The following is a 23025-nucleotide window of genomic DNA, read 5'->3' as shown; positions in this document are numbered from 1 at the left end:
AGGATCTCCCTTTGAAGACGTTCACCACCCTTTTGCTTGTCTCTCTCGGCCTGCTGCTTTCGGCGTGCGGCGGCGGCGCCACGTCCGGCGCATCCAAGCTCTCTTCCAGCGATTACCTGCTGCACAACGTGTCGGTCTGGAACGGCGCCGTGACCATCATCGACCCGTGGGTGTCGGGCGATCGCGGGCAGAGCCTGATCACCGATGCCGTCGCGCACAAGCCGCTGGACAGCTACAAGACCGCACTGGGCAGCCAGCGCAAGGCATTGGCTGCCAATGCGCAGGCCAATACCGCCATGGCCTCGGGCGTGCCGGACAATGCCAAGGACCTGGACACCAAACTGTCGGCGTATCTCAAGAGCGCCGACGCAATGATGGCCGCGCTGGAGCGCGTCGCCGCGTTGCCCAATGGCTACACCAACGCCGAACTGGAGCCGTTGGCCAAAGATCTGGAAGCGGTCTCCACTCAGCTCAACACCGATATGGAAGCCTTGAATACCGCACAGCGCGCGTATTCCACCGAGCACAAGATTCCGCTGCGCGAATCCCGCTAAGAGTGGCTGACAACACCTAGCGAGCAGTCGTCAAGCGGGTGGGGACGGCGCGGAGGAACCGGAGTGTACGCGTGGTACATGCCGCACCGAGCACCGGCCGCACACGCCTGGCGGCTGCACAGTCTTTTCTTTAGCTGCTCCAAGAACACCTGCGGCCATCGGTCACCTGCGTAGGTCAGCATGGCCTGCGCAGGTGACCGATGGCCGCGTCAGCGATCAGTGGTGCAAACCGAACATCAGCGTGCGATGGGTCACTGCACCGGCCATGGCGCCGCTGGCAACAGCAAATGCCACCGACGCCGCCGGGCTGGCGATGTCGCCGCAGCCAAACACTCCCGGCACGGTGGTGGCTTGCATCGCGTCCACGGCAAGATGGCTGCCCAATGGCCCGTCGCTGGTACCGCATCCGAGCTGTGCCACCAACGGACTGATCTCGGTCTGCGGGGTGATGAACACCCCTTCCAGCGCAAAGGTCTGTCCGTCTCGCAGTACCAATTCAAGCGTGTCGCCCTCGCCTTGCAGCGCCGTCACCGCGCCGTTCACCAACTGCACGCCGCGCGCCTGAAGTTGCGCGTGTTGGGCCTGATCCAACACCAGCGTGTCGTTCAAGAACAATTGGGTTGCACCCCAATCCGGCAACATGCTGGCCTGGTGCGCGGCAAACGCCGTTGTCGCCACGACGCCGATGCGTCCCTGCTGCAGCTCGTAGCCATGACAGTACGGGCACACGAACGCCTGCCGGCCCCACCGTTCTGCCAGGCCTGCAAGCGCAGGCAAACGGTCGACCATGCCCATTGCCAGAATCAGCCGCCGCCCGGTGTGGACGCTGCCGTCGGCAAGCGTGACTTCGAATGCATCCGCCTGGCCGCGTAGCTGCGCCACCGTTCCATCGGCCCATTGCACGCTGGGATAGGCGAGCACCTGGGTTCGCGCCTCATCGGCGATCTGCGCAGGCGATGCCCCATCGCGGCTCAGAAAGCCGTGCGAGGTGGCGGCAAACCGGTTGCGTCGCTGGCCACTGTCCACCAGCAGGACGGTGCGCCGCGCGCGCGCCAATTGCAGTGCGGCCGACAGCCCCGCGTAACTACCTCCAATGATGATGACCTCATGCTGCATAGCGTCTCCCCGCTGTATCGCTTTATGTACTTTTAGATGTTACATGAAAAGACAAGCAACTCACTACCGCACCCACCGATGCGCGACACACTGCTGCCGTAGTTCAGCGCTGCTGCGTGCGCTTGCGCTTGCGCTTGCCGGTGGCCTTGCCGGCAGGTGGCGCGCCAGCGCTGCACAGGCTGTCGAACTCGCTGGCCAGTGCGGCCAGGGTCACGCTGCCCAGGCGCTGCAGCAGCAATGCCTCGGCTTCGGCCAGTGCATCGGCAATCGCCGCGTTGACCACGCGCTCCACCGCGCACTGCGGGTTGGGATGATCGGCACCGATCGCGAACAGATGCGGGCCGCCGACTGCGCGATGCACATCCAGCAGCGTCACCTGGGCCAGATCGCAGGCGATCTGCCAACCCCCGTTGTGTCCCTTGCTCGATTGCACGTAACCGGCGCTGCGCAACCCGGCCATGGTCCGGCGCACCACTACCGCATTGGTCGACAGCATGCTGGCGATCTGCTCGGAGGTCATCGGTTGCGCGCTTCTGGCCATGTGCAACAGCACATGCAACATGCGGGAAAGGCGGCTATCGGTTCGCACGCGGTCTTCGGCTTCGCTCGATCGGTTCAGAGGGACGGCATGCCGTCGTCACGCCTGGATTGTGCCGTAGCGTTACGCAATTGTCGCAGCGCAGATTCAAACGGTGCGCCGCAGGCTCAGCACACCGCCCATTGATCGCGCCCGGCAGTCTTGGCGGCATACAGCGCCAGATCGGCCTGGCTCAACAGCACGTCCAGTCCTGCCGCCGGGGTCACGCTCACCGCGCCCATGCAGAACCGCACCGGCTGTTCTGCGGGCAAGCCAGGGATCTGGATCGCCGCCACCGCAGTGCGCAAGCGCGCGAATACGGCCGGGATTTCGTCCGCACCGCAGCCCGGCAGCACCAGCAGGAATTCTTCGCCGCCCAGCCGGCCCAGGCGATCCTGGGCGCGCAACGCCAGCAGCGAGGCACTGGCCAGCGCGGTGAGCACCGCATCGCCGCTGGCATGGCCGTGCACATCGTTGATCAGCTTGAAGTGATCCAAATCGATCAGCGCCAGCATGCAGGGTGTGTGGGTGCGCAGGGCATGGTCGATCTGTTGCTGCGCCTCGGCGCGGATGGCGCGTCGGTTCGGCAGGCCGGTGAGTTCATCGCGCATGGCCAGCCGCGAGAGTTGTCGGCGATGGCGTGCGACAAACGCCAGCACGATCAACGCACCCACCAGCAGCAGGCACGCAGCGCATAGCGCGATCCACAAGGCGCGCTGTCCGGCTTCGCGCGCCTGCAATGCCAGCTGCGCGGTTTCGCTGCGTCGGCGCAACTCGGCATTTTCCGCCTCGCGCCGCGCGTCTTCATAACGGGCCTGCAGCCGCAGCATCACCGTGTCGCGCTGGCGGTCAAGGTTCTGCGCGCGCAGCGCGTTGGCGCGCTGCAGCTCCTGGTAGGCCTCGGCATAACGCCCTTCCACCGCCAGCGCCTGGGCAATGGCATCGACCAGCTCCGCACGCCCGCTCAAGGTCAGGTTCGGGTCGTCGGCCGCTTTGGCCGCGACGATCGCGCTGCCCAGGCTGGACGACTGCAGCGCGGTCAGGGCCTGCAACAGGATGGCGTGGCAGGCAGCCACCCGACCGATATTGCCCTGCGCCTGCATCAACGGCAGCGCCTCGCGCGCCATCGCCAGCGCCGCTGCGGCATCGCCGGTCTTGATCAAGGCTTCGCTGGCGCTGGTCAACGCTGCCGCCACGCCGGCCTGATCGTTCAGCTCGCGGCTGAGCGCCAGCGCGCGCCGGAAGTGCAGCAATGCGGCGGCGGGTTGCTGCACTGCCAGCGTGGCACCGTATTCGTATTCGATCAGGCTGCGCTGAAAGCGCGCCGGTTGGTCGTGCAGGCGCGCCAGGGCGCGCTGCAGGTAATCCTGCGCATCGTTATCGTCGGCCACGCGGCCTGCGACGCGACTGGCCAACGACCCCAGCTGGGTCAGGCCATCCAGCTCAACGCTGAGCAGGTGTTCGCGCACGGCGCATTGGTAGCTGGTCTGCGCGGCGCTCCAGGCCTCGTCGCTGCTGCCGGAGGCCAGCATGCTCCACATGTCGACCGCTTCTATTTCGCACAACAGATCGCTGCGCCGCAGTGCGCGCGCCTGCTGACGTAAGCCATTCAGCCGCGCCACCATGCTGCGATTGGGGTTTCCGCGCACGTCGCTGAGCGCCTGCACGATGTCCAGCCACAACTGCGCCTGCGCCACATTGCCATGCAATTGGTCCAGCAGGCCGTGGGCCTCGGTGAGCGCGGCCAGGCGCGACTCGCTGTCTTCCAGCGAGATCAACACGCGCGACTGCGCCAGCAGCGCCCAGAACTGCGCATCGCGGTCGCCATCGACGCGGGCCTGTTGCAGCGCACGCTGGGACATCTGCAACGCCCGCATCGGGTCGTCGAGCGTGGCCAATTCAATGGTTTTCCAGGGTTGCGGCTGTGCCCAGGCCACAACGCCGAACGACAACAACAAGCACGCAGCGAGCAGGCGGCGCCAGACCATCGCAGGCATGCTCATTGGCGTATCACGGGGAGGGTGGACCACACTGCATGCGCACGCTCTCCACGGCACTGCACCTGACCTGGCCGGGGCTAGCTGTTTGCTGCGGCATCTGAAGGCACTCCCGTGGTCGGACAGCGGTGGAATCGCGTGAGCTGCACGGCAATGCGCGCGCTCGATGTCGTACGGCTGCAAGGGTGACCGGCGAACACGGCAGACGCCGTGATCGCTTTTGATGGTCGAGCCCGTTATCGGCCGGGATGCGCAAGTCTTGAATCCGCTGGATGACGCGGTTGGGCGCGCGCGGTGGCCGGCAGGCCGAGCGAGCAGGCGTTGGGCGCACGGGATGCAACGGCGTTGCGAGTGGGCGCGGTTGGTTTGCGACGCGCACTGCCAGGTCGCCGTCCTGCCAGCGCTGCCTGCCTGCAAGGGCTGCGTGGGCCGCAGTGGATGCGCGACGAGCGCTTGTGATCGATACGGCTTGCTGCCGCACGCGATGCCGATGCCACACCCGGCGCCACGATCAGGCGGCCACGGTTTCGCGACAATGGCCACGCCACAGCACGCGGCCTTCCGCCGCTTGGCAGCCACATGACGGACGCCACGGCGCGGCCACGTAAACTCCGGCACGGCAGCTGCCACCCCTGATCGTCTGGAGACGCCGTGACCTTGCCCCTGCTCCGCCTGCCCCGCCTGCTCCGCCTGCTCACCCTGATCGCCATCGCGCTGCTGTCGGCCTGCGCCACCCAGGCGCCGCGCGCGCCGCAGCGCTCGCCGGAGGCGGTCAAGGCCGATATCGCACGGCGCCTGCCGGCCAACCTGCCCGATCGCAGCGGCTGGGCCAACGATGTGTATGTCGCGCTATCGTCGCAGGCACTGGACACCAGCGCCGAGCACATCTGCGCCGTGCTGGCGGTGACCGAGCAGGAATCGACCTACCAGGCCAATCCCGCGGTGCCCAACCTGGGCAAGATCTCGCGCGCGGAAATCGACCGCCGCGCCAGTGCACACCACATCCCGGCTTTCATGGTCGATGCCGCCCTGCGCATCACATCGCCGGATGGCCGCAGTTACGCCACCCGTATCGCTGCGGCGCGTACCGAGCAGGAACTGAGCCGCATCTTCGAAGACTTCACCGGCAGCGTGCCGCTGGGCGCGCGCCTGTTCGATGGGCTCAATCCGGTGCATACCGCCGGGCCAATGCAGGTGAGCATCGCTTTTGCCGAACAACATGCCGCGCGCTACCCGTATCCGCCCGACAGCTCGGTCCGCCACGAGGTGTTCAGCCGCCGTGGCGGGCTATGGTTCGGCACCACCCATCTGCTGGGCTACCCCACGACCTACGATGCGCTGCTGTATCGCTTTGCCGACTTCAACGCCGGTTGGTATGCCAGCCGCAATGCCGCGTTTCAGGCCGCACTGAGCAAGGCCAGCGGCATCGCGCTCGCACTGGACGGCGACCTGCTCACGCCCGGCGCCAGCCTGGAGTCACCCGGCGGCACCGAGCGCGCGGTGCGCTCGCTGGGCAGCCAGCTGGCGCTGAGCGACCGCCAGATCCGCAGTGCGCTGGAAGCCGGCAACACACTGGAGTTCGAACAAAGCGCGCTGTATCGCCAGGTGTTCGCGCTGGCCGATCGCAGCGCCGGCAAGGCCTTGCCGCGCGCGGTGCTGCCGGGCATCACCCTGGACAGCCCCAAGATCACCCGTACGCTGACCACTGCCTGGTTTGCGCAGCGAGTCAATGAGCGCTGGACGCGCTGCATGAGCAAGTAAGCGACTGGCTTGGCAGCGCTGCGCGCAGTGCCTGCGCTGCGCACCGGCATCTCATTCCCCACTTAGAGCAGCTAACAAAACTACTGTGCAGCCGCCAGGCGGGCGCGGCCGGTGCTCGGAATCCTCATGTACCAGCCGTACACTCCGGTTCCTCCGCGCCGTCCACACCCACCTGACGACTGCTCGCTACGTTTTGTTAGCCGCTCTTAGGCGACTGCTCAACACATCGCCGACAACAGGACCATCTTCCACGTTGCCATCGCGACCGCGTTGATAGTTGATGCCGACCCGACAGGCTGCAGGGTGCATCTCCCAGACCCAGCCATACAGGGCGCGCCCCGTGTCTGGCGGCGAGCGCAGCGGCATGTTCATGCGCAGCCCATCGTCCTGGCCTCGGTCCAGTGTGCACATGACGGTGCCGGCGCCGTCGTCTTCAGCGTCGGGGTCGACGTCGTCCACATGGGTGATGGTGGCGATGATCGCTTCGGCATTCACCCGTTGCTGTAACGCGCGTGGAAGATCGGCAAGCGGCGGCGCAGCGCGTCCATCGGATGACTCCTCGACAAATGCATCACTCAACCTCACCTTGCGAAAGTAGTACTCGCTGCGGCCCAGCGTGTTCGAGCCATCCATGGCCGTTGCCATGTCTGCCAGCTCGTCGCTGCGCAACAGAAACATGTCGGTCCCCGAGCGCATGACCACCAGCTGCGCATCGTTGGCATCGCTACCGCTGGAGTCGCTGCGCAACCGGATATCCAGCGTCACGTGCTCGTCGCCAATCTCGGTATGCGTCACCGCATAGCGGCCCGCATACGCACGCACATCGGTGCGTGCAAGACTGCGATGATCGATTTTCCAGAACAGCAGGCGATACTGGCCGTTGGGCTCGAGCGCCAGCATGCGATGCCAATCGATGTACGACGACAAGTACAGGCCGTGCAGCGCGTTGCTGGACTGTGACCCGTTGACGATGTCCTCGAACATTGAGCGCTGCGCTGTAGGCAATGCGTCACCATTGGTCGTAGGTGCATCGGCGACGGCTGCGGTCCCGTCGACAGCATCGCGAAGCCGGGTGTGCAGCGCCAACGCATCGACCTTGTTGACCCGCAACATCTGCATCGAAAACAGCATCTGATCGATCTCGTAGACCTCGCCCGCAGCGAGCGGGCCGCACTCTTTGCGCGCGGCGGCAAGCAGGGCCGATGGGATCAGGGAGTCGCAGAATTCCGCCTCGCACAGGGACTGGTTGAAGAAGTCGTCCAGGCTCCAGCTCAGGTCAGCGGCGGCTTTGGAGACCGGGTCCAGGTAGACCACGTCTTCGTCGGTGGCGGTCAGCTTGCGGTAGTACAGCAGCGCGCCGAAGGGGGTGAGCGCGATCGGAATACGCCGCACCGCATCGGGTGGCGAGACGATCCAGCGATCCAGGACCGGCTGCCATTGCCGGGGGTCGATCAGCGCGAACTGCATGTTCCCGTAGTGCCCCAGCCCTTCTTGACGCCACAGCTCAAGCAGGCTGGCAGGCAGCACCGGCGCATAGGCGGCAATCAGATCCGCCGGGGCAGGCTGCGTCTTGCGCGGTGGGTGTGCCTTGATAAAGGGGGACAGTGCCAAGCGGCGGAACCATGACATCAGACGGCCTCCAGTCAACGTTGCGTGCGGTCAGTAAGAGCAGCGAACAAAACGACTGTGCTCACCGCCAAACGGGCGCGGCCGGTGCTCGGTGCTCGGTGCGGCATGGTCCACTCGTACACTCCGGTTCTGAGCGCGCCATCCGCACCCACCTGACGACTGCTCGCTACGCTTGTTAGCCGCTCTAAACCCGAATCGTGCCGCATGATCCTGTGTGGACGACGAGAAGCGTAGTGCATAGCCTGACATTCCCGTAATCAGTGGCTGGCCGATCACGCAGCGTGCGTGCGGTCCACGGGTGTGATCTCCCTCGATGGGCATCGAGCTCGACGAAATCGGTCACGCTGTGCCGGTGCCGGGCCGGGCGATCCGCTCGGCAACCGCTTGATCACAGGTCCGCCCCGCGTCGGTCACGCCCACTCGGTCGCCGAAACGCGTGCGGCCTGCTACCGTCGACAACGGCGCAGACACGACTTCTGGCAGAGGCACCCGGCCCACGTGGCGGGTAGCATCGGACGGTCGCGCCGACCGCATTGCGCGCTCCTTTCGTCCCGGAGAGTCCTACATGCCCACCCCGTTGCCGATGCGGCAGCTGTTCGCCGCCCTCGCCCTGGCCGTCCTGCCGGTCATCGCCAGTGCGCAGGCACCCAGCGTCACCGAGGCCGACTATGCGCGCGCCGAACGCCTGATCGGCTACCTCACTCAGCCATTGGTCGATCACACGGCCTCACGCATCGACTGGCTGGACGCCACCCACCTGGTCTATGTCGACCACGATGCCAAGGGCGACCGGCTGCTGCAGCTGGATACCGCCACCGGCAAGACCGCACCGATCTTCAAACAGTCCGCGCTGGTCGCTTCGCTTAACACGCTATTGAAGACCGGCGACAAACCGCTCAAGGCCGACACCTTCGCGCCGGTGGTCAAGGTCGCTGCCGATGGTCGTTACCGCCTCAATGTGCGCGATACCGCCGTGGTCTGCGATGTACGTGCGCGTTGCAGCAAGCTGTATGCCAAGGACAAACCGGAACCTGGCGTCTTGTCGCCGGACAAGCGCAGTGAAGCCTTCATTCGCGACTGGAACCTGTGGGTACGCGATCTGGCCAGCGGCCAGGAAACCCAGCTCACCCGCGATGGCGTGGAAAATTTCGGCTATGCCACCGACAACGCCGGCTGGCAGCACAGCGATCGCGCCATCGTGGCGTGGTCGCCGGACTCGCGCAAAATAGCGACATTCCAGCAGGATCAGCGCAAGACCGGCGACATGTATCTGGTCAGCACCAAGCTCGGTCACCCCGAGCTGCAGGCGTGGAAATACCCGCTGGCCGGCGACAAGGACGTGACCATGATCGAGCGCGTCATCATCGATGTGCCATCGCGCAGCGTGGTGCGTTTGAAGATGCCGCCGGACCAACACCGCTCCACCTTGTGCGATGACGTCAGCTGCGACGGCGCCTGGGACGATGCGAAATGGGCACCCGACGGCAAGACGCTGGCATTCGCCTCCACTTCGCGCTTCCACAAGCAGACCTGGTTCCGTATTGCCGATGCCGCCACCGGCGAGGTCCGCACCGCGTTCGACGAAACCGCCAAGACCTATTACGAAAGTGGGCAGGTGGCCGCCAATTGGGCGTATCTGCCGGGCAGCGATGAGGCGGTGTGGTTTTCCGAACGCAGCGATTGGGGTCAGCTGTTTCTCTACGACCTGCGCACCGGCAAGCCCAAGCACGCCATCACCACTGGCGAAGGCAACGTCACCGAGCTGTTGCGCGTAGACCCGGCGACACGCACCGCCTGGTTCATGGCAGTCGGCCGTTCGCCGGGCGTGGACCCGTATTACCAGCAGCTGTGGAAGGTGAGCCTGGATGGCGGCGCGCCGGTATTGCTGACGCCGGAAGTGGCCGACCACAGCGTCGTGCTATCGCCCGACGGCGCGCGCTTTGTCGATACCTATTCCACCTCGCTGACGCCACCGGTCACGCTGCTGCGCGACGCCGCCGACGGCCGCAGCATCAGCACGATAGCCACTGCCGACATCACCCGCCTCAAGGCCGCCGGCTGGGTGCCACCGGAGCCGATCACGGTCAAGGCGCGCGATGGCAAGACCACGCTGTACGGGTTGATGTTCAAGCCCAGCAACTTCGACGCCAGCCGCACGTATCCGGTCATCGATTACATCTACCCCGGCCCGCAGACCGGCTCGGTCCGCGGTCGCCGGTTCTATGCCGGCCATGGCGACAATCAATCGCTGGCCGAACTCGGTTTCATCGTCATCGCCATCGACGGCATGGGCACGCCGTGGCGCTCCAAGAGCTTCCACGACACCTGGTACGCCGACATGGGCGACAACACCTTGCCCGACCAGGTGGCCGGACTGAAGGAACTGGGACAGCGCTACCCGTGGATGGACCTCAGCCGTGTCGGCATCTGGGGGCACTCCGGCGGCGGCAACGCCTCCACCGGCGCGATGCTGCGCTACCCCGACTTCTTCAAGGTGGCGTGGTCGGAAAGCGGCAACCACGACAACCGCGGCTATGAAGACGACTGGGCGGAGAAGTATCACGGCGAGCACATCGTCAACAAAGACGGCACTTCCAACTACGACGACCAGGCCAATGCCACGCATGCCAGCAAGCTCAAAGGCAGACTGATGCTGGTACACGGCACCCTGGACGACAACGTACCGCCGTATCTCACCCTGTTGGTGGCCGAAGCGCTGATCAAGGCCAACAAGAACTTCGACATGCTGATGCTGCCCAACGCCAAACACGGCTACGGCGAGATGACCCCATATGTCACCCGCCGCCGCTGGGACTATTTCGTGCAATACCTGCTCGGTGACACGCCGCCGGCGCAGTACCAGATGAAGCCGATGCCGTAGAGGTGATGGAAGCGAAACTACGAAGTGCGCTTAGCACACGGGCGCTCTGTCACAAACAGCCGACAGAGCGCATTCCATCTCAAGGCGTCGCGGACAGACGGCTCCAGGTTTCTTTCCATTTCGTCCACCCTGTCTGTCGACCGCGCGTCACTTTCTCAAACACCACCCGGAGGTGCGAGGCCTCCGCCATGCTGAGCGCATGCATCCGCTGGTATGCCGATGTTTCGGTGCAGGCTTAGCTTGTAATCTACTCGGCCAACGATCTTCAAAGGAACTGAAATGCAGTTGTCACAAGGTCAACGCGTCCCGCTGTCTACGCTGATCCAGCAGCCCAGGTTCGACTTCGTCACCCAGATCGCCTCAAACCGCACTATCGATTACGTGTGCTTTGGTCTCGACGCAGCCGGCAAGCTGTCCGACGACCGTTACATGGTGTTTTTCAATCAACCCAGTAGCCCATGCGACAGTGTCCGACAGCATGCGGACGGGCGCTTCGAGCTGTCCTTGGCAAGCCTGCCGACGACGATCGATCGCCTAGTCTTCACTGCCTCCATCGACGGCCAGGGCGTCATGCACGACATCGACGCCAGCCATTTCAGTCTCCAGGCCAGTGGCCAGGAGACTGCACGCTGCAGTTTCTCCGGCACAAGCTTTGCCGACGAAAAAGCGATCATGGTCGCCGATATCTACCGCAGCAAGGATCAGTGGCGCATCGTCGCCAACCTGCAGGGTTTCAATGCCGGGCTGGATGCATTGGTGGCCCACTTTGGCGGTGAAGTCTCCGAGCCGCCGGCAGTGCCCGCAGCGGCAGGTACGCCCGCGTCTGCAGCGAAAGTCTCGCTGGAAAAGCGGGTGGGCGATGTGGCACCGCAATTGGTCAGCTTGGCGAAAAAGGCACAGGTCAGCCTCGAAAAAGCCCGGCTCACCGACGTCAAGGCACGGATCGGGTTGGTCCTGGATGCCTCCGGCTCGATGAGCGCTCAATACAGCCGAGGTCATGTTCAACAGGTGGTCGATCGCCTCATCCCGATGGCGGTCCATTTCGATGACGACGGCGCACTGGATTGCTGGGCATTCGGTGCAACTCCATGCCAGCTGTCACCTGTGACACTTCATAACTTTTCGGGCTATATCGAGCGCGATTCGGGTGGCTGGAAGAAATGGTCACTAGGCCCGCGCATCAACGATGAGCCCAAGGCCATGCGCATGGTGATCGACTACTACAAGCAATCCAAGGACCGTACCCCGGTCTACATCCTGTTTATCAGTGACGGCGGCGTGCATCAGGATCGCGAAATCACCCAGCTGATGAAGGAAGCCGCTGCACTGCCGATCTTCTGGCAGTTTGTCGGCCTGGGTGGCCGTGGCTACGGCATCCTCGAGAAGCTCGATGACATGCATGGCCGTGTCGTGGACAACTGCAATTTCTTCGCACTTGATCGGCTGGATCAGATTCCCGAAGAAAAACTTTACGACCTGCTGATGGAAGAGTTTCCCATGTGGCTCACCGCAGCGAGAGCGAAGAACATCCTGTAAGACAAGGCGTCACGCCTGGCTGGCGCCGGTCGCCTTGCCTGCAAGCGACAAGCACGGCTCACTTGGCCGTGCTGCCACCCAGCTGCTTGCTCAAGAACGCCAGCAAGCGCGTGTAGTACTCGCGTCGATGTGCTTCGGTGTAGAAGCCGTGGCCCTCGTTGGGGAAGTACAGCGACTCCACCGGCACGCCGGCGCCTTTCAACGCGCGCTCCATGGCCTTGGTATGTTCGATCGGCGCGCGCTCGTCCTTGCCGCCGGCCGCCAGAAACACCGGCACCTTGATCTGCCGTGCCAGGGTCACCGGCGAACGCGCAGCCAAGGTGTCGCGTGCGCCCAGCCAATCGACCGTCCAGTTCTTTGCCCAACGCGCGGAGCGCCCGGTATCGCGCGCCATCATGTCCAGATCGTAGACACCCACATAACCGGCCGCGCAGCGATACAGCGCCGGCTCCTTGGCCACGCCCATCAGCGCTGCATAGCCGCCGTAGCTTGCGCCATAGATGCAGATGCGCGATGCGTCGGCAATGCCTTCGCCGATGGCCCAGCGGGTGGCATCGGTGACATCGTCCTGCATGCGTCCGCCCCACTCCTTGGCACCGGCCTGGGTAAACGCGTAGCCATAATTGGCCGAGCCGCGGTAGTTGACGCGCAGCACCGCGTAACCGGCTGCCGCCAGCAACTGAGTGTCGTCATCGAACTCCCACTTGTCGAAGATCCCGAACGGGCCGCCATGCGGCATCACGATCAACGGCAGCGGCTTGCCGGCTTGCGCATGCAAGGGCTGGGTCAGGTAGCCATGCAGCACCAGGCCATCGCGCGCCTTGAAGCTCACCTGCCTGGTCGCCGGCACTCCATCGGGCGGGAACCATTCGCGACGGCTAAACACGCGGTCGGCCTTCTTGCTGACCGTGTCGAACAGATAGTAATCGCCGTTGTTGCGATCGCTCCACACATACGCCAGCACCATGCGGCGGTCGCTGGTGGCTGAGGTGATGTAGACCGCGTTGCCGTCGAAGGCTTTTTCCAGGCTGCGATACAACTTGGCGGTGGGCGCTGTTTCGTCGAAGAAGCGATTGCGCACGCGATCGCTCATATACGACGCACCGATCGGCGTGGTGCCGTCCAGATCGCGCAGGATGTGGTACGGGTCCACGGTATCGTCGTGCAGGAGCGGTGTTGCCTTGCTGGTTGCCGGGTCCCACGCCACCAGCACATCGGTGCCGGTGGCCTGCTCCACCTGCAGATAAGCGCGACTGCCATCGGCGGAAAAACCCAGCGGGAATTCGCGATGCTTGCTGGTGGCCGCATCGTCGATCAGCCGCCACGGTGCGTCGTCGTTGTCGCGGTAATACAGCTTGCTGATGTTGCTGATGTCCAGGCCGTTGGCAAAGCGGATCCGCCCTTGCTGGTCGGTCACAAACCCTGCCCGACGGACCGGCGAGGTGGCCACGGTCGTGCGCCGGCCGGTCTGGATATCCAGCTTGTCGATGCGGACATTGGGATCGCCCACGAACGGAACCGCGGACACCAGGATGTTGCGTGCGTCGCCCGGCAAGGTGTCCAGCATGTAGGTGGCCGGGTCCAGATCCATCTTCAACTGCGCGCCGTTGATATCCGGATTGGTGCCGTACGGGCTGGCCAACAGGCGACCGTTCTTGCCGTCGGCATCGATGGCATGCAGCTGGCCGATGGCCACCGGCTCGTCGCGCGAGCCCAGCCGCTGCGCCATCGACACCACGATGCGCTCATCGCTGGCCCACCAGAAATCGTCCACCACGCTGTTGACGCCGCCGGTGACCTTGGCCGTGGCCACCTTATCCTGCCGCCGCACGATGCCCAGCACGGTGCGATCTTCCAGCGGCATGGTCAGTGCGAGATAGGCACCGGACGGCGAGATCTTGATCCGCTCGAACTGGTCGCTCTTGAGATATGGCGCAAGATCCATGGTTTCCGGCGCGCTCTGCGCGACTCCAGGGCTTGCCACTCCCCATGCCAGCACACTCAGCACGCCTATCGTCCAACCACGCATATCGCCCCCACGACCTGTCCTTGAGAGGTGCATGGTGGCAAACGACTGCCGCCGCGTCCATGCCCCCATCAGCGCAATCGGTGATGCTGCAAACCTGCGACTGGCTGGCCTAATGCGCTCGAACCTACTGCGGTCGATGACGCAAGCGGCCTAAACGCATGCTCCGCATCAACCGACAGACGGCGGCCGCTGGCCAAGCAAGCCGATGCGCCGGAACCACATTTCCAACGGCACCGTCACCAACGGCGGCAGCGCGGCCAGCAGGCTCAGCCCCCAGGCCCACCACGGCCAACGCAGCCGCAGTGCGGCAAGCACGCTCACCACCACGTAGAAGAGAAAGGCGCCGCCGTGCAGGCGACCGAACAGCCACACCACCACCTCGGTGGTTTGTGTGCCGTACTTGAGCACCATGCCGAGCAACAGCCCGGCCCAGGTCACGCCTTCGATCAAGGCGGCAACCGCAAACAGCCGACCCATCGGCGACAACGCAGCAGCAGAACGCATGCAACACTCCAGTGGATACTCAAGGATTGCCGCGACGCGATAGCGGCGGCGACGCCCGCTGGCAGCACCAGTTTACAGGCAAGGCCAAGTGAACCGGCGCGTGGCGCTGCCAGTACACGTCCCGCGCTTGCTGATGGTTGCGGCACGCACGCAGCGTCCTACGGCTCGGCGCATCCACGCGCATCCCGGCGATAATGCCGGCACTGTTGTCCTGACGCCCCACACCATGCGCATCGCTCTGCTGCTTTTACTGCTCACCGCCTTACTACCCGCCACCGCACTGGCACTAAAGGTGCACGATGGCGACCTGCTGTTCGTCACCGCAGCGCGCAGCGGCCTGAGCGGGGCCATCGACGACGCCACCGCCACACAGGGCGAACGCAGCTTCGACCATGTCGCGCTGGTGGCACATGCCGGCGATACCCAGGTGGTACTGCATGCCGACGAACAAGGCTCGCGCGAGCAACCGCTGCAGGCATTCATCGATGAGGCCACCGCCAAGCAGCGGCAGATCGTCGTGTACCGGCTCACCCCCGCGCATCGCCCCGCCATTGCCGACGCCATCGCGCAGGCGCGGCGCATGCTCGGCAAACCGTACAACCAGACCTACGTGCAGGATGACAACAGTTACTACTGCTCGGACTTCATCGAGCGCGCCTTCCGCGCACATCAGGTGTTTGCGCTGCAACCGATGAACTTCAAAAACCTGCAGACCGGCAACGTGTCGCCGTACTGGACCGACTTCTATCGCAACAGAGGCATGGCCGTGCCGCAGGGCCTGCCCGGCACCAATCCGAACGATATGGCCAAGGCAGCGGCATTGCGCGTGGTTGGTCCGTTGAACTGAAGGCATGTTTTCCCGCGGTTTTAGCTGGTTGGGAGCGCTGCGCCGTTCGATCATCGAAGACTTTGGACCCAGGCGTGGTGTGCGGTACCAGGTGCCTACCGCTTCTTTCAGGTCGACTGACATCATCGATATCTACACGCGTCCAACGCGACAGAGCAGGTACGCGCGGTTCGCCGCGTCTCCTCGTCTAGATGTCATCTGCACTACTGCAACAACATTGCGCTCTAGCGCCACACAGGAGGCTGTCTTGAATAAGCTGTTATCAGCAGGATTGGGAATATTGCTTCTGGCTGGCTGCGGCAAGGCACCAGCACCAGCACCGGCACCACCGCCAACACCGGCTACTGCAGCGACGCCACAGCCAACGGTGTCAGCGCGTACGCCCGCTCACGCACCTGGTAGCCAGCGTGGCAAGGGCCAACCGTATGAACTTGCCGATACGCAGGTCTGGGACGTGCCCGATCCGGCGACAGGTCGCACCTACCAGGTCTTCGTCGCCTTGCCACGTGGCTATGCGGACAATCCGCAGCGCCGTTACCCAGTGTTGTATGCCACCGATGGCGACTATGCGTTTCCACTGGTCAAGCAGATTGCGCGTCGCTTGAACGGCGAAGGCCCAGCCATCGAGGATTTCATTCTGGTTGGGCTGTCCTACGCACTCGGCGACGAGCCCATGCCGAGCCGCAGACGCGATTACACGCCCACACCGGAAGATGGCCCAACCGCAACGCCCGTTGCCACCCACGGCAAGAGCGCCGACTACATCCGCTACCTGCGCGATCGCGTGCTGCCGTTCGTTGCCAACCGCTACCGAACCGACGAACAGCGCCGCCTGTATCTGGGGCATTCGTACGGTGGCCTGCTGGGCACGCAGATCCTGTTGAGCACACCGGAGATGTTTGCCGGCTATATCCTGGGCAGCCCATCGTACTGGTACGGCGAGCACGCGATGGTGGTGCAGGAAAAAAGCTTTGCCGCCTCGCATACCGACCTGCCGGCACAGGTGTACATGTACGTCGGCGAGTACGAGCAGGTGCGCTATCACCAGAATTACGACATGGTCATCGACGCACAGCACATGGCACAGGCACTGCGCGCGCGACACTATCCGTCGTTGCAGGTCGAGCTGGACGTTCTCAATGACGAGGACCACCTGACCATCGGGCCACGCGGCGCCACCCACGGCTTGAAGGCCTTGCTCGGGATAAAGACTTCTGATCGGAGCGAGCGGTGAAACATCGGGTGCTGGCTGGATGCAAGGTCCTGACTTCGCTACTGGCAATTGCGCTGCTGGCAGTCGCACCGTGTTCGCTGATGGCCGCAGCGCCGACACTGCCGGGCGCAGGGTTCGAGGTCGAGCGCTATCACGTGCAACTCCGCCCGGATCTCTCCACCACCGCACTCTCCGGAACACAGCGCAGCAGCCTACGCAGCACCTCCGACCACCTCACCCAGCTGACGTTGATGCCCCCCCACTTCCGGCACATGGCGCAAATGCAACAGCGCTTATACATTTGATTCATGAGCGCAGCATCTCCGACCCTAGGCACCCTGGTCCGTCACCTGATCGAGCTGCTTGATGGCGATCTGGAAGCGGTCTATGCCGCTGCAGGGCTGGACTGGCGGCCGCGCTACACACCCGTCCTGCGCGTCCTGCTGCGATCAGGGCCGCTGCCTATCAAGGCTCTAGCGCAGGAGATCGGCATCACCCACTCCGCTGCCAGCCAGACCGTGGCGCAGATGACCAGGCAACGGCTCACCGTGTTGAAGCCAGGTGCCGACGCGCGCGAACGCATCGTGGCACTGACGCCGAAGGCAAAAAAGATGGTGCCTGCGTTGCAACAGCAATGGGCCGCGACCAACGCAGCCGCCGCACAGCTCGATCAGGAGCTGTCCGTTGCGCTCTCCGCTGTCCTTGCTGAAGCCATTGCCGCCTTGCAGCACCGCTCATTCGCTACCCGTATCGCAGCTGCCTCAGACGCGTCATTCCGTTCGACCACCCGCTAGCAACCACCCCACAGGACGTCACCCATGCACGCACCCACGCCATCGGTTGCCAGTAGCGCAGTGGCCACGCACAGCCAAACGCCCCACCGGATCGCGCTGGGCGAGCGCAAATTCCTGCATCCCGGCCGCCTACGCTGGCTGCGAGCGATTGCCTGGGCGGTCCTGCTGCTGGTGGTGGTCGCCACGCTGGCGCCCATGGCCGGCAGAGGCATCGGCAGCCTGCTGCCCAAGGACTCCGGCCCCCTGCAACTGGTCGCCGGCCTGATCGGCGTCGCGGTTGGATTGGCGGTCTACGTGTTGGCGGTGCGCCTGGCCGAAGGGCGCAGCGCCAGCGAGCTTGCGCTGCGCCCGATGCTGCCGCAGCTGACCATCGGCGTGGTGATCGGCGCGGCCATGTTCGCCGCGGTCATGGGCATCATGGCGCTGTTCGGGCTGTACGACATTCAAGCGCTCGGCCCGGCGCCAGCCTGGACGGCGCTGCGCAAGGCCTTGCAGGCCGGGGTGATCGAAGAGCTGTTGTTCCGCGCCATCTTTCTGCGCCTGATATGGCGCGCGTTCGGCCCGTGGGTGGCGTTCGTCGCCTCTGCTGCACTGTTCGGCTTCGGCCATATCGCCAACCCGCATGCAACGGCGTTTGCGGCGATTTGCATCGCACTGGAAGCCGGCATCCTGCTCGGCGCGTTCTATGCCTTGACCGGCCGCATCTGGATGTCGATCGGCGTGCATATCGCCTGGAACTTCACCCAGGGCTATCTGTTTGGTGCAGCGGTTTCCGGAACCGACATGGGCCCGTCCATCGCCCGCAGCACGGCCCGTCCCGGATTTCCCGAATGGCTCACCGGCGGTGCCTTCGGCCCGGAAGCCTCGCTACCCGGCGTGCTGATCTGCCTGGCGGTGGGTCTGGCGGTGTTGTGGATGGCGTGGCGCGCGGGCAGCTTTGCAAAGCAACCCTGAACTGCGTTGGCGATAGCAATACGCTGCCGCGCCTGCATGGTCGGGCAGCGTCATGGCGCACCCACCGCATCGCCGTTTCACAGCGGCACGACCACCCCGGCATGCATCGAGTACCGCGTGATGCCACACGTCAGGCAAGGTCTCACGCCTGGACGCCAGCACACATCGCCATAGCACCGCCTTGCCATCGCGCAGACATCCGGCCTCCTAGGCTCTGAGCACCAACAACCTGATGCGCGCCTGCTGGCTCCACGTTGGAGTCCGTCGGTACGCCCTTGCAGAGGTGCACATGGCGTTGATCCACTCCATTTTGATGAGCGCCGTTGCCGGCATGCGCTCCATGACCCCACTGGCTGCAGTGGCCAACGCTGCACGCACCGGCAAGCTTCCTGCCGACAACGGCGCGCCGGCGTTGCTTGCCAATCCCATGGCATCGGCTGGCATGCTGGCACTGGCCGGCGGCGAGCTGGCCGGCGACAAGATGAAAACCGCCCCGGACCGCATCGTGTTACCCGGCATGATTGCCCGCATCGCCACAGGCGTCATCGTCGGCACCGCATTGGCACCGCGCGAACAACGTGGCATCGCAGCATTGCTCGGCGCTACAACTGCGGTTGCCGCGGCCTATCTCACCTTCAATGCGCGCATGCGTGCGATCGAACGCTATGGCCAGACCAGTACAGGTGTTGTCGAAGACGCCATCTCGGTGGGTGCGGCGACGTTGATCATTCGGGATGCAGCCAAGCGTTAGTCCAAACTGGGCAGCTGCGTCTCAACCACCGCGCCCATGCGCTGCATGCAGATCCAGCACCGGCCCCATCGGCACGATAGCGGTCGGGTTGATGCTGTCGTGACTTTGGTAGTAATGCCCCTTGATGTGCTGAAAATTCACCGTGTCTGCAATACCCGGTATCTGATAGAGCTCGCGCAGAAATCCGGACAACTGCGGATAGTCGGCGATCCGTCGCAGATTGCATTTGAAGTGACCGACATACACCGCATCAAACCGGATCAGTGTCGTGAACAGCCGCCAATCAGCCTCGGTGAGCATGGCGCCGCAGAGATAGCGTTGCTCACCCAGGCGCGCCTCCAGCCAATCCAGCGTCTCGAACAGCGGCACCACCGCTTCTTCGTAGGCAGCCTGCGTGGTGGCAAAGCCCGCCTTGTAAACGCCGTTATTGACGGTGTCGTAGATGCGCGCGTTGAGCGCATCGATCTGATCGCGCAACGGGGCCGGATAGAAATCGCCTTCGGCCGCACCAACTTCATCGAAGGCGCTATTGAACATGCGGATGATATCGGCCGACTCGTTGCTCACCACCGTGTTGCGCTCGCGATCCCACAACACCGGCACGGTCACGCGCCCGGAGTAATGCGGGTCGGCCTTGAGATACACCTCGTACAGGCGCGTGGCGTGGTGAATCGGATCGGCCACCACACCCGGGCCGGGATCGAACGTCCAGCCCTGGTCGCGCATCAACCAATTCACTACCGACACATCGATCAGCGGCTCCAACCCCTTGAGGCGGCGAAAGATCAAGGCGCGATGCGCCCACGGGCACGCCAACGACACATACAGGTGATAACGCCCCGCTGCCGCCTGAAATCCACCGCCCCCATGCGGCCCCGCTGCGCCGTCGCACGTCACCCAATTACGAAATTGCGCTTGCGAACGCTCAAAGCGCCCATCGCTCTTATCGGTGTCATACCAACGGTCTTGCCACTTGCCATCGACCAGCAGGCCCATGGTGTTTCCTTGCACTGCAGAACAGGCAAGCACCGTAGCCCAGCCATGTTGGAAAACACGTGAGCGGGCCTGCGATTACAGCGCGTGTGCTTACCGCGCAAGTCGCTTCAGCAGGTCGCAGCGCGCTCCCTGATGCGCTGCCTGCTAGCGCGCGATCACGGATGTGCCGGACGGCACCATGTAGCACGCCTGCGCTTTCTTGCACGCATCTGCATTGAGTTCGGCGATCTGGCTGGCGAGATACTGCTCCGGGGTCAGCCCCATGCGATTGCGATAGGCATTATCGGCATCAGCCTTGGCGACCTGCTCCTGTTCACGCTGCCGCTCGGCCGTGGTGGCCTCGACAAGCGTCTTGACCCGCTGCTGCTGTGCAGCGGTCAGGTTCATCTGCTGCAAAACATCCGGATTGGGACGTGCACGGCCCAACGTGATGTTCTGAATCTCGATCGGCAGCCGCTGCTCCTTGACCAACGCACGGACGTTCTGCGTGACTGAGTCGTCGATTTTTTTGGCGGTGTCGGGATCGCTCATCATCTTGGTCATGTCGTAGCGTTTGACTTGGTCGCGCACAATGGACGCATATTGGCTGGCGACGTTGTTCTTGAACCAATCCTGCCCGAAGCCGGACAACAACGATGCCGGTGCGCTGATCCGATACTGAATCTGGGTGGAGAAATCCAGCAGGATATTGTCACTGGACGAAAAGTCATCAAAGGCCACCTGCACGGTCTGCGGCGTCACATCCACATAGGTAGCGGACGTGGTCAACCACGCATACGTACGACCAGGATCACGCACATCGTCCAGGCGGATTCCCCCTTTTCCAAACAACAGCGGCTTGTCCACAAGGACCGCCTGCTGGCCTGGATCCGGCGAAACCACCGTACACGCACAGAGCAAGCCGGCCAATCCAATGGCCAGAGTGGAATTTCTTATCGATGCCCCCCTGAATGCCCGGGCGCCTATCCGCCCGGTTGCGTGAAAGACTACCGAATCATTCGGGCGATCTCATCCCCGCTCGCGGCCTGGAACCTGGTCAATGATCAGCCCCCTGAAACGCTCCACCATCGCTCCGCTCCGTCAATCGCAGCACAACCTCTTTCCAGATGGAGCAGACCTCACGTCATCCTGTGCTGCGGCGTGATCGATTGCTCTCGCTGCTGCTGCTCCTGCTGCTGTGACTGCTGCTGCGTCTCGCCCAAGGACTGCAGCTGTGCCAGGGATTGCGCGACGGGCTGCGCGATCGCATCGCCCGTTTTCATATGTGCCATCTTGTGCGCTGGGTCGTTCAGAGCTCCCTCGACAACAAACACGTTCTCACCCTGCCGCGCGGAGGGCGTGTGTTCGCTCAATACAACATGATCGATCCGCGACAGACCGTGCTCCTTGGCCAGGGACGCAGAACTTGCCGCCAGGCGCGCGCTGTTTTCGTCGTACTCCCTGCCAAGCCCTTGCTCAAGGCGGCTTACGGCCTCCTCGGCCTGGCGATGGAGCGGGTCTGTCGGCGTGCCATCAGCAACCAAGCGGCCGGTATCGGTCTGTGTTTGGTTATCGGACAAGATGAGTTGCCACAGGTCTCGCTCGGGCTTCGGGTTGCGCACTTCCCTGTTGAACTCACTCTCCGGAAACGGTGCCCTGAGCTTCTGAATTTCAGGCTCGTTATGCAGCACCTTCGGCTCGCCTTCATAGCCCTTTATGCCTCCGAGGACGGTCTGGCGATAAAGACCGGCATGATTCAGTGCCGCCCAGCTGAAATCGACGCATGAGTTGGAAAATGAATCGTACTTCATGTCGAAGCCATGTTTCGCAGGGTCGGCGGAAAATTCGCGGATTTTCTCGTATTGCTCCCTGGTGATCTCCATCGTCCTGGCGTACTGAGGGTCCCTGTAATTTTCTACATCTTTTCCGGACACCTCACCAGGGACTTCGTCCGAATCGCGCCCCTGGACTCTTGATCTTCCGCTTGGTGCAAAGCCGAAGCTTTCATGGATATCAGCGTGGGAAGTTTCCAGATACATATGCCCGGTGAAGGATGTTCCCCCTTCCTTTAGCGGCGTACCGGGGGATGCAAGATAAATTGTGAGAAGGTAAGGATCTTCCTTGGCCATGAACTATTTCCCTTTATTGAAATAAGCAACAATCAACTCAACATTCTTTACATTCAAATCCGGCCGATCATCCTTGAGTTCAACAACAAGGCGATATCTTCCGGGCACAGTTCTTTCCACCTGGGCCAGACTCAACACGCCATACACCGAGCTCTGGTCGAGAAGTCCGGCATCCTTGAGCATTGCACTGTCTACGCTGGTCGATGTGGTACCAGACACCTCACCACTTTCGGCAACAGGAAGTCGACGACTCAAGTCTTTGCTGATACTTGTCAGCGCAATCTGCACTGGGGCTGCACCATCCACGCGCGTCAGATGCAATCTCGCCGGGAACTCTCCACCATTAATCAGATCCTTGGCCTCGTACATGGATGTCGCATCCGCAGCCCACACACGCAGGCCCAGCATCAGATCGGCAGATGCCCCAGGTCGAGGCGGGGGAAGATCGAACTCCAGATCCGCAATCATGCCGGCTTTGTCCAGGGCGACGGGGCGCGTTAGTGGGACCACAGTTCGCTTCGCGGCCACCTCGCGGCTGATCGGGGGCGCCGGTTTCGACTGCTCTGGAGCAGCGCCGCACGCGGTCAAACCTGCCATCGCCAGTGCAAGAGTGAACCGGCAAAAGTATGGAACCGCAAATGCTGGCATGGCAGGTCCTTCCTGACTGGACGTGGTGTGGGCATCCCACAAAGCCGCGTTGCCGGCCCTGCGTGCGACCCGATTCTAAGCGCTGTCAGCGTCGATGAGAGAACTGGCAACCGCATGCGGCGGCAGCACA

19 protein-coding genes, 3 other RNA genes and 1 pseudogene are annotated in these 23025 nt (G+C 63.5%); 12 read left to right on the top strand and 11 right to left on the bottom strand.

Annotation, left to right across the window (positions count from 1 at the left end):
* Positions 1-11: 11 nt before the first annotated feature.
* Positions 12-554: a hypothetical protein gene (locus ABQU90_RS13590; protein WP_115526978.1), complete on the top strand. Its 543-nt coding sequence runs from the start codon at positions 12-14 to the stop codon at positions 552-554.
* Between the two features lie 4 nt (positions 555-558).
* Here the strand turns inward: ABQU90_RS13590 and ABQU90_RS13585 are convergent.
* From ABQU90_RS13585 to ABQU90_RS13570, 4 genes are all read right to left on the bottom strand, one after another.
* Positions 559-634: non-coding RNA, sX9 sRNA (locus ABQU90_RS13585), on the bottom strand.
* Positions 635-770: 136 nt separating this feature from the next.
* Positions 771-1670, bottom strand: coding sequence for an NAD(P)/FAD-dependent oxidoreductase (locus tag ABQU90_RS13580; RefSeq protein ID WP_323521506.1), 900 nt, complete (start codon positions 1668-1670; stop codon positions 771-773).
* 103 nt (positions 1671-1773) lie between these two features.
* A complete protein-coding gene (locus ABQU90_RS13575) occupies positions 1774-2232 on the bottom strand; it encodes an Rrf2 family transcriptional regulator (protein ID WP_323521505.1) in 459 nt (152 codons plus the stop codon).
* Positions 2233-2375: 143 nt separating this feature from the next.
* Positions 2376-4244, bottom strand: a complete 1869-nt coding sequence (locus tag ABQU90_RS13570; RefSeq protein WP_407078751.1) for a tetratricopeptide repeat-containing diguanylate cyclase — start codon at positions 4242-4244, stop codon at positions 2376-2378.
* 672 nt (positions 4245-4916) lie between these two features.
* Between ABQU90_RS13570 and ABQU90_RS13565 the strand changes: the two genes are divergently transcribed.
* Both ABQU90_RS13565 and ABQU90_RS13560 read left to right on the top strand, forming a co-directional pair.
* The gene (locus ABQU90_RS13565; protein ID WP_323521809.1) at positions 4917-6005 is read left to right on the top strand and encodes a DUF1615 domain-containing protein; all 1089 of its coding nucleotides are present in this window, start codon (positions 4917-4919) and stop codon (positions 6003-6005) included.
* A gap of 126 nt (positions 6006-6131) precedes the next feature.
* A non-coding RNA gene (locus ABQU90_RS13560) (sX9 sRNA) lies at positions 6132-6207 on the top strand.
* A 5-nt stretch (positions 6208-6212) separates the two neighbouring features.
* On the opposite strand, the pseudogene ABQU90_RS13555 reads toward ABQU90_RS13560, so the two are convergent.
* A pseudogene (locus ABQU90_RS13555) lies at positions 6213-7634 on the bottom strand (GAD-like domain-containing protein); the annotation flags it as partial.
* A 105-nt stretch (positions 7635-7739) separates the two neighbouring features.
* On the opposite strand from ABQU90_RS13555, the gene ABQU90_RS13550 reads away from it, so the two are divergent.
* The 3 genes from ABQU90_RS13550 to ABQU90_RS13540 all read left to right on the top strand — a co-directional run bounded on the left by ABQU90_RS13550 (position 7740) and on the right by ABQU90_RS13540 (position 12051).
* Positions 7740-7815, top strand: a non-coding RNA gene (locus tag ABQU90_RS13550) — sX9 sRNA.
* A 384-nt stretch (positions 7816-8199) separates the two neighbouring features.
* Positions 8200-10515, top strand: coding sequence for a S9 family peptidase (locus ABQU90_RS13545; RefSeq protein ID WP_323521501.1), 2316 nt, complete (start codon positions 8200-8202; stop codon positions 10513-10515).
* 279 nt (positions 10516-10794) lie between these two features.
* Positions 10795-12051: a VWA domain-containing protein gene (locus tag ABQU90_RS13540; RefSeq protein ID WP_323521500.1), complete on the top strand. Its 1257-nt coding sequence runs from the start codon at positions 10795-10797 to the stop codon at positions 12049-12051.
* 58 nt (positions 12052-12109) lie between these two features.
* Here ABQU90_RS13540 and ABQU90_RS13535 read toward each other — a convergent pair whose 3' ends face one another.
* Together ABQU90_RS13535 and ABQU90_RS13530 are read right to left on the bottom strand one after the other, a co-directional pair.
* Positions 12110-14080 (bottom strand): alpha/beta hydrolase family protein, encoded by a 1971-nt coding sequence (locus tag ABQU90_RS13535; RefSeq protein WP_323521498.1) that lies wholly within the window; start codon positions 14078-14080, stop codon positions 12110-12112.
* 168 nt (positions 14081-14248) lie between these two features.
* Positions 14249-14584, bottom strand: coding sequence for a DUF3817 domain-containing protein (locus ABQU90_RS13530; protein WP_055850449.1), 336 nt, complete (start codon positions 14582-14584; stop codon positions 14249-14251).
* Positions 14585-14795: 211 nt separating this feature from the next.
* Between ABQU90_RS13530 and ABQU90_RS13525 the strand changes: the two genes are divergently transcribed.
* The 6 genes from ABQU90_RS13525 to ABQU90_RS13500 all read left to right on the top strand — a co-directional run bounded on the left by ABQU90_RS13525 (position 14796) and on the right by ABQU90_RS13500 (position 19143).
* Positions 14796-15431 (top strand): YiiX/YebB-like N1pC/P60 family cysteine hydrolase, encoded by a 636-nt coding sequence (locus ABQU90_RS13525; protein WP_115552931.1) that lies wholly within the window; start codon positions 14796-14798, stop codon positions 15429-15431.
* Between the two features lie 277 nt (positions 15432-15708).
* Positions 15709-16665, top strand: a complete 957-nt coding sequence (locus tag ABQU90_RS13520) for an alpha/beta hydrolase (protein ID WP_323521807.1) — start codon at positions 15709-15711, stop codon at positions 16663-16665.
* Positions 16662-16949, top strand: coding sequence for a hypothetical protein (locus ABQU90_RS13515; RefSeq protein WP_323521496.1), 288 nt, complete (start codon positions 16662-16664; stop codon positions 16947-16949). The genes ABQU90_RS13520 and ABQU90_RS13515 overlap by 4 nt, the downstream gene beginning before the upstream one ends.
* 3 nt (positions 16950-16952) lie before the next feature.
* Entirely contained in the window at positions 16953-17438 is a 486-nt protein-coding gene (locus ABQU90_RS13510; protein WP_055850446.1) for a MarR family winged helix-turn-helix transcriptional regulator, read from the top strand.
* A 24-nt stretch (positions 17439-17462) separates the two neighbouring features.
* Complete coding sequence (locus ABQU90_RS13505) at positions 17463-18392, top strand: CPBP family intramembrane glutamic endopeptidase (RefSeq protein WP_323521491.1); 930 nt, start codon at positions 17463-17465, stop codon at positions 18390-18392.
* A 289-nt stretch (positions 18393-18681) separates the two neighbouring features.
* The gene (locus ABQU90_RS13500; RefSeq protein ID WP_323521486.1) at positions 18682-19143 is read left to right on the top strand and encodes a DUF4126 family protein; all 462 of its coding nucleotides are present in this window, start codon (positions 18682-18684) and stop codon (positions 19141-19143) included.
* 21 nt (positions 19144-19164) lie between these two features.
* Here the strand turns inward: ABQU90_RS13500 and ABQU90_RS13495 are convergent, their stop codons facing one another.
* The 4 genes from ABQU90_RS13495 to ABQU90_RS13480 form a co-directional block, all read right to left on the bottom strand.
* Positions 19165-20139: a glutathione S-transferase family protein gene (locus ABQU90_RS13495; protein ID WP_323521484.1), complete on the bottom strand. Its 975-nt coding sequence runs from the start codon at positions 20137-20139 to the stop codon at positions 19165-19167.
* 144 nt (positions 20140-20283) lie between these two features.
* Positions 20284-21075: an SPFH domain-containing protein gene (locus tag ABQU90_RS13490; protein ID WP_323521806.1), complete on the bottom strand. Its 792-nt coding sequence runs from the start codon at positions 21073-21075 to the stop codon at positions 20284-20286.
* A gap of 182 nt (positions 21076-21257) precedes the next feature.
* The gene (locus ABQU90_RS13485) at positions 21258-22247 is read right to left on the bottom strand and encodes an XVIPCD domain-containing protein (protein ID WP_323521483.1); all 990 of its coding nucleotides are present in this window, start codon (positions 22245-22247) and stop codon (positions 21258-21260) included.
* Positions 22248-22250: 3 nt separating this feature from the next.
* On the bottom strand, positions 22251-22895 hold the full coding sequence (locus tag ABQU90_RS13480) for a hypothetical protein (protein ID WP_323514397.1): 645 nt from the start codon (positions 22893-22895) through the stop codon (positions 22251-22253).
* Between the last annotated feature and the right edge of the window lie 130 nt (positions 22896-23025).

The organism is Xanthomonas sp. WHRI 10207 (genome assembly GCF_040202975.1).
GTDB lineage: Bacteria > Pseudomonadota > Gammaproteobacteria > Xanthomonadales > Xanthomonadaceae > Xanthomonas.
Note: the sequence above shows the minus strand (reverse complement) of the source record. Positions and strands in the feature narration are given on the sequence as shown.

Excerpts from the sequence above, each read along its gene's own strand:
- ABQU90_RS13480 (WP_323514397.1), bottom strand. The coding sequence starts at position 22,895 with ATGCCAGCATTTGCGGTTCCATACTTTTGCCGGTTCACTCTTGCACTG.
- ABQU90_RS13500 (WP_323521486.1), top strand. The coding sequence starts at position 18,682 with ATGGCGTTGATCCACTCCATTTTGATGAGCGCCGTTGCCGGCATGCGC.
- ABQU90_RS13505 (WP_323521491.1), top strand. The coding sequence starts at position 17,463 with ATGCACGCACCCACGCCATCGGTTGCCAGTAGCGCAGTGGCCACGCAC.
- ABQU90_RS13580 (WP_323521506.1), bottom strand. The coding sequence starts at position 1,670 with ATGCAGCATGAGGTCATCATCATTGGAGGTAGTTACGCGGGGCTGTCG.
- ABQU90_RS13540 (WP_323521500.1), top strand. The coding sequence starts at position 10,795 with ATGCAGTTGTCACAAGGTCAACGCGTCCCGCTGTCTACGCTGATCCAG.
- ABQU90_RS13495 (WP_323521484.1), bottom strand. The coding sequence starts at position 20,139 with ATGGGCCTGCTGGTCGATGGCAAGTGGCAAGACCGTTGGTATGACACC.
- ABQU90_RS13575 (WP_323521505.1), bottom strand. The coding sequence starts at position 2,232 with ATGTTGCATGTGCTGTTGCACATGGCCAGAAGCGCGCAACCGATGACC.
- ABQU90_RS13545 (WP_323521501.1), top strand. The coding sequence starts at position 8,200 with ATGCCCACCCCGTTGCCGATGCGGCAGCTGTTCGCCGCCCTCGCCCTG.
- ABQU90_RS13570 (WP_407078751.1), bottom strand. The coding sequence starts at position 4,244 with ATGCCTGCGATGGTCTGGCGCCGCCTGCTCGCTGCGTGCTTGTTGTTG.
- ABQU90_RS13485 (WP_323521483.1), bottom strand. The coding sequence starts at position 22,247 with ATGGCCAAGGAAGATCCTTACCTTCTCACAATTTATCTTGCATCCCCC.
- ABQU90_RS13530 (WP_055850449.1), bottom strand. The coding sequence starts at position 14,584 with ATGCGTTCTGCTGCTGCGTTGTCGCCGATGGGTCGGCTGTTTGCGGTT.
- ABQU90_RS13535 (WP_323521498.1), bottom strand. The coding sequence starts at position 14,080 with ATGCGTGGTTGGACGATAGGCGTGCTGAGTGTGCTGGCATGGGGAGTG.
- ABQU90_RS13510 (WP_055850446.1), top strand. The coding sequence starts at position 16,953 with ATGAGCGCAGCATCTCCGACCCTAGGCACCCTGGTCCGTCACCTGATC.